This is a genomic window from Bacillus haikouensis (assembly GCF_013179555.1).
In the GTDB taxonomy this organism is placed as follows: domain Bacteria; phylum Bacillota; class Bacilli; order Bacillales; family Bacillaceae_B; genus Rossellomorea; species Rossellomorea haikouensis_A.
This window is the reverse complement of the sequence record NZ_JABMCR010000240.1, coordinates 1-6,089: the sequence shown is the minus strand read 5'-3', so window position 1 is coordinate 6,089 and position 6,089 is coordinate 1. Positions and strand designations below refer to the sequence as shown.

Annotated in this window: 6 protein-coding genes; 1 reads left to right on the top strand and 5 read right to left on the bottom strand. The window is 41.3% G+C overall.

What is annotated here, in order from left to right:
- The 5 genes from HP456_RS18335 to HP456_RS18315 all read right to left on the bottom strand — a co-directional run.
- Nucleotides 1-696: MurR/RpiR family transcriptional regulator (locus tag HP456_RS18335; protein ID WP_246289239.1), on the bottom strand; the 696-nt coding region annotated here is incomplete at its 3' end.
- Nucleotides 697-1,614, bottom strand: a complete 918-nt coding sequence (locus HP456_RS18330; RefSeq protein WP_172253765.1) for an ROK family protein — start codon at nucleotides 1,612-1,614, stop codon at nucleotides 697-699. It abuts the gene before it with no gap.
- 71 nt (nucleotides 1,615-1,685) lie between these two features.
- Nucleotides 1,686-2,966, bottom strand: a complete 1,281-nt coding sequence (locus tag HP456_RS18325) for a TRAP transporter large permease (RefSeq protein ID WP_281358083.1) — start codon at nucleotides 2,964-2,966, stop codon at nucleotides 1,686-1,688.
- Entirely contained in the window at nucleotides 2,967-3,437 is a 471-nt protein-coding gene (locus HP456_RS18320) for a TRAP transporter small permease (protein ID WP_172253763.1), read from the bottom strand.
- An 18-nt stretch (nucleotides 3,438-3,455) separates the two neighbouring features.
- On the bottom strand, nucleotides 3,456-4,472 hold the full coding sequence (locus HP456_RS18315; RefSeq protein ID WP_172253761.1) for a sialic acid TRAP transporter substrate-binding protein SiaP: 1,017 nt from the start codon (nucleotides 4,470-4,472) through the stop codon (nucleotides 3,456-3,458).
- A gap of 565 nt (nucleotides 4,473-5,037) precedes the next feature.
- Here HP456_RS18315 and HP456_RS18310 point away from each other — a divergent pair.
- The coding region (locus HP456_RS18310) for a sialidase family protein (RefSeq protein WP_281358082.1) at nucleotides 5,038-6,089 on the top strand (1,052 nt) is incomplete at its 3' end.

Sequence of the window (6,089 nt, the reverse complement as noted above, 5' to 3'; positions counted from 1 at the left end):
TTTAGCTGAAGACAATAACACCACATCTGAATACCTGGTTAACGGTGATTTCACGTACGCTGTTAATGCGATTATGGTTGCCTGATTGGCCTTGGCTGTTTTAATGGCATCTACAATGTCTTTTGTGCTTCCTGTTAAGCTGATCGCAATCACCACAGTGTTCTTATTCATCGATGAAGCCCGCATGATTTGCGTATGGGCGTCCGTAATGACCGTAGTGATCTTCCCGATGCGCATCAGTCTATTTTGCATATCCAGCCCAGCGATCCCTGAAGACCCGATTCCATAAATGACGACATCATTGGATTGATCAATGTGGTCAATCGCCTTTTTCAATTCCTCTAATTGAACAAGTTCTGAAGAATCAGTGATTGCTTGGATAATATTATTCATAATCTTTTCTTTAAACGTTTCTTCTCCGTTATGCTGTTTAGCTTGTGAAATTTCTTGCGCCAATAAGAATTTAAAATCCTGAAATCCTTTAAAATTTAATTTTCTAAAAAAACGCAACACAGTTGCCTCGGCAACTTCACAAGCCTCAGAAAGCTCGGTTAATGAATGGTAAATGACTTTGTCGGTATTGTCGATAATATATTCATATATTTTATTTTCTGATTTAGTAAACGTATGCTTGTGTTGTTCAATAAGCATCGTTGGTTTCATGCCGTTTAATTTAGCCATTTGATCTGGTGCCATTTAACAATCTCCTCCATGTGTAGAATGCATGTAAAAGTTTTGGGCTGCTCCCAAGAGGTTTGCGTCATTCCCGTTTTTCGCCAACATGATTTCCAATGTGGCGGCATGATTTGGCATTAGTTTTGGAAAGAGAGAGTCTTTTATGGCTTCTAATAAAAAGTCTCCCTGAGCAGAAATCCCGCCGCCAAGTACAATAAGTTCAGGATTCAAGAGGTGCACGATTGATTTTAGACCAGTTGTTAAATCATTAAGCCAAAGTTCAAATAGCGCTAAAGACTCCGGATCCCCAGCTTTAACTGCTTTAAAAAACTGTATCAACGGAACTGTATTGCCGGCTGCCTTAGTGATAAGGTCTGTAAGTGCTTTGCTCGAGGCATAACTCTCGAAGCAGCCGTTCTTTCCACATGTACACTCTCTTCCATCGGGGTATAACGTGATATGGCCTATTTCTCCTGCACAATAGCCTTTGCCGGTATACAGTTTTCCGTCTAAAAATAACGCTCCGCCAATCCCGGTCCCAATTGTTACACATATAAAATCATCCACATCTTTGGCTGCACCAAGCCAATATTCGCCTAATGCAGTACAGTTGACGTCATTTTCTACCATTACTGGCAGATGTGTTTCTTTCTGTATAAGCTCCGTTATATTTAAACCGGTATAGCGGGGGATATTATCTGTCGCATACACAACCATTCCTGTTTCAGAATTGACTTGACCCGCCGAACTAATCGAAATACCGGATATTTTCCACCTGTCTATTAATTCCTTTGATATATTAATTACCTTTTGAATGACTGCTTCGCCACCCATGTGGGCTTCAGTCGGAAGGGAATCATGAAATAAGAGCTTTCCTTCCAGGTTTACAATTCCATATTTAATTGAGGTTCCACCAATATCAAAAACACCAAGATACATCTTTCTTCTCCTCCCCGCCTCGGTAAAATGCAGAAGAGAAAAACCCGCTCAGGGCTTTCCTCTTCCTATTTTTAAGGGCTAAAGAGATTTGGTAAAAATAAGGCAATCTGAGGGAAAACCGTTATCAATCCCAATGCCACAACAAGCGGGATAATAAACGGAATGACTCCCCTGGTAATCACATGGACCGGGATTTGGCCGACACGCGATACGACGAATAATGCCATCCCCATAGGGGGTGTTAAAATCCCAATCATCAAGTTAAGAATAACAATGATTCCAAAGTGAACGGGATCGACACCGGCACTTACAACGACCGGGACAAGAATTGGAACCAATAATATCAATAACGCCAGTGATTCAATAAACATCCCCAGGAAGATAAGCAGTGCATTGATTAAAACCAGTAATAAGATTTGGTTATCGGAGATGGATAAGAAAAACTCAGCCACTTTCATCGCTACTTGTTCATGAGCGATCATTTGCCCAAAGAACTCAACACCCATGATCATCAGGACAGCGACACCGGTTAGTTTCATCGAATCAACCACATTTATAAATAGCTTTTTTAATGTAAGCTCTTTATAGACGAAAAATCCTAAGAACATCGCATACAGCGTGGCAATCACGGCAGCTTCTGTCGGTGTGAAGAAACCGGAGAAGATTCCGCCAATGATGATGACCGGAGTCAATAAAGCCAGAAATGCTTTCTTAAAATAGGTCCAACGTTCACTTGATGTCGCCTTTTCAGCCTTTTGATAGCCTCTTTTCTTTGCAAATAGATACGCAACGACCATTAAGGAAACGGTCATCAAAAGTCCGGGAACGACTCCTGCCAAAAACAAGTCCGCAATGGATTGGTCCGAAATCACGCCATAAATGATCAATGGAATACTTGGCGGGATAATCGGACCGATGATTGCAGACGCCGCAGTTAGTCCCCCGGAGTAATCATCATCATATTTTTCATCCCGCATTGATTTGATTTCTAACTGTCCGAGTCCTCCGGCATCTGCCAAGGCAGACCCGGACATGCCGGAGAACATCAGACTCGCCATGATGTTGACGTGTCCAAGTCCCCCGGTATAGTGTCCGACCAATGATTTGGCAAAGCCAAAAATTCGCTGGGTTATGCCCGATGAATTCATCAGTGTTCCTGTCAGGATGAAAAAGGGAACAGCCAGCAGGGCAAAGCTATCAATACTATCAATTAACTTCGCTGCGGAGAAATAAACCAACGACCAGTCAGTGATGGCAAAATAACTAAATGCCGCAATAATCAATGTGAATCCAACTGGCATCCCTAAAAACAAAAGCAGCAGCCACCCAACAAAAATTGCCAATACACTCAATTATCCCACCTCCTTACCTTTGTTGCGAATTTCTTTTATATTCCGTTCAATCAGGCGGTACAACATTAAAACAGATAGCAGCGGCAGGGCCATATACATATAAACATAAGAAATATTCAGCGAAACAATGTCTACCGGCACTTTGCGCAGCGCCATTTCATAGCCTATATACCCCATCAATATAATGGCTGCACCGATGAGGAACTGAAATACATAATTGATCACCTTTTGGATTTTAGCGGGGAACTTGGTAACGAAATAGTCGATAAAAACATGCCCGTTTTCTTTGATTCCAACTGCCACGGCCAGATACCCGACATAGATAAAAATAAATTTAGCCAAGCCTTCAGACCAAGTTAATGGTTGATCAAATACTTGCCGGGAAAAAATTTGAACAGTCAGGACGGCCAACATGAGTAGAAACAAGGTGCCGCCAATTATTTCCTCTACATTATCAAACAGCTTTTTCATCCTATTCACCCTATTTTTTTACTTATTCGCCTCTTGAATTTGTTTTAAGTAGCCCTTTGCATCTCCGTCAATCTTTTCGAGGTATTTTGGATAAGCTTTTTGCAAAGCTTTCTTAAATGGCGCTAAATCCGGCTCCGTAACTTTCATACCTTCTTCTTTAAATTTTTCTATCAAGCTTGCTTCCTGCTCTTCAAATAGGGAAGTGTGATAATCTGCCGCTTGCTTGATCCCTTCTTCCAAGATTTTTTGCAAATCTTCAGGTAGCTTATCCCAAGTCTGCTTGCTTACCACATACTCATTGTCATTTACAACATGGTTCGTTAAAGCCAGGTAATCTTGAACTTCGTAAAATTTCTGCGCATCAATTGTTGACAATGGATTTTCCTGGCCATCCACTGCATTTGTTTGAAGTGCTAAATACACTTCAGTGAAAGCCATTGGAGTTGCAGAGGCCTTTGTATATTTTGCATAATCCAATAATGTGTCTGCTTCAGGAACACGCAGCTTTAAGCCTTTCATATCCGCGAATGATTCAATCGCACGATTAGAAGTGGTTTGGCGGGTTCCATTGTAAGCTGTTCCAAGAACTTTCCAGTTGTATTCTGATTCCAATTCTTTTCGCAGATTTTCGCCATATTCTGTTTCATTGATTGCTTTTTTAAGGTGGTCAAAATCATCAACTACATAAGGTAATCCCATCAAGGACGCACGAGGTACCCAAATTCCAAAGCGGCCCATTTCAGCAAGTGTAATGTCTAAAGACCCTTCGCGTGTCTGTTCAAGCATCGCACGGTCATCGCCCAACTGCGAGCTGGGATAGATTTTAACTTTCAAACGGCCATCACTTTCTTTTTCCACATAGTCAGCAAGTTTTTCTGCGGCCTTAAATTCATTTTGTGCGTTCCCGGCGACCATGCCGAACTTCAATTCAAAGCTTTCGCCTTCAGCATTTTTTGAAGCTTCATTATTGGAACATGCGATTAAGCCAAAGACGACCATTAGAATAATACCAAACTTCAATAAAGTACTTTTCATTTTCAAGTAACCCCTTTCACTTTTTATTATTTTGAACTTGAATGAACTTCCCTCTGTTCTCCGTATCAAGGAATTATGACCTGGATGACCAAATTCCCTGACACCTCACTCCCCCTTGTTCATTTTCCCTCCCTTTGTGCTTTTTCATTTTCTCGAATAGAAAAAAGCGTTTTCATCGATGTGAGTTAAGTATAAAGTTTTTGAAAGTAAACCGTCAATATTTATTTTAAAAATGATTTTTAACTGTCAAAATTATTCACGTGCCATCTTCCCTGTCCAAGGGTTTAAATATCAGCAGGAATCCCGTAAAACATGGAATCATTTGATCACTGAACATCGTAAACCTTAAATGACAGTTTATTATCATTTTTAAAAATAATTAGATAATTGAGCGTCATTCATGTTACTATCTTACTTACATGCTGGAAATCTACTAACATGACAACAAATGAACAAGATGATCGGAGGTGAAAATGAGGAGAAACAGCAATGAAAAGTTGTAAGCGACAACACAGGAAGTTTTAGGAGAATGTACCATACCACAATTTTGAAGGGAGTAATATTCTTGGTAAAAAAACTTTCAATGCTCGTATTTTCATTGGTTCTCATGCTTTCCTCGTTTGGTCCGGATCAATTCGTTTCTGCTGACATGCCGGAGCCGATTGTATCTGTTGAAAACCAAATCATCAAAGATGGTTACTACACGGACTTAAATGATCAGGTTGACCAGTTGAAAGCAATCGACGAAGGGACCATTATTGTGAGGTTCCAGTATACCGGTTCGTCGATTATGTCCCTTTTCTCTTTAAGTAACAATCAAGTCCGGGACGGCCATTTTCATCTGTACATTTCGCCTTCTGCCATCGGAAGCGAAAATCGTTATCAGAAAGCAGGAGCACCCAAGACGAATGTCCATGTGAGGACGCAGGTGAATGTGAAGGAAAATGCCGTTCATACTCTTGCGATGGTGATGGATAAGGAAGAAGGATACAAGTACTTTTTAGATGGGGAGCTAATCAAGCAAGATGAACAGTCTCCGCGAAAGTTTCTAAGTACTATTCATTCACCAAACAGTTCTCAACTTGGAAGGACGGAAAGAGCAGCAGGCAATCAGTATCCATTCAGCGGGAATATTGATTTCGTTAAAATTTACAATGAGCCGCTTTCAAATGAAGTCCTGACAACGGTTACAGGGGAAACGAAAGCTGAATCATTAGAAAATCCAATGCCTGATAGTGTGACAGAGCCTTTCTCCGTCTTTTATCCAGGGTTTATGGAGTCTAATAATTACCGGATTCCTGCATTACTTCATAGTCAGAAAGGAACACTTATCGCGGGAATTGACCGCCGGGTTGAGCACGGAGGGGATTCACCGAACAATATCGATGCTGTCATCCGCCGAAGCTTTGACCAGGGACTGACATGGGAAGAGGACGGAATCGTTATCAATGATTATCCTGATCAAGCGTCGAATATTGATTTGTCCTTTTTGCAGGATCAAACGAATGGCCGGATCTTTTCACTTGTTGACGGGTTCCCTCATGGGGCCGGCCTGATGGGCGGCTTTGGCAATAACGCCTATAAAGGCACTGGTTTCAAGAGTGTGGATGGACAGCA

Excerpts from the sequence above, each read along its gene's own strand:
- HP456_RS18330 (WP_172253765.1), bottom strand. The coding sequence starts at position 1,614 with ATGTATCTTGGTGTTTTTGATATTGGTGGAACCTCAATTAAATATGGA.
- HP456_RS18320 (WP_172253763.1), bottom strand. The coding sequence starts at position 3,437 with ATGAAAAAGCTGTTTGATAATGTAGAGGAAATAATTGGCGGCACCTTG.
- HP456_RS18315 (WP_172253761.1), bottom strand. The coding sequence starts at position 4,472 with ATGAAAAGTACTTTATTGAAGTTTGGTATTATTCTAATGGTCGTCTTT.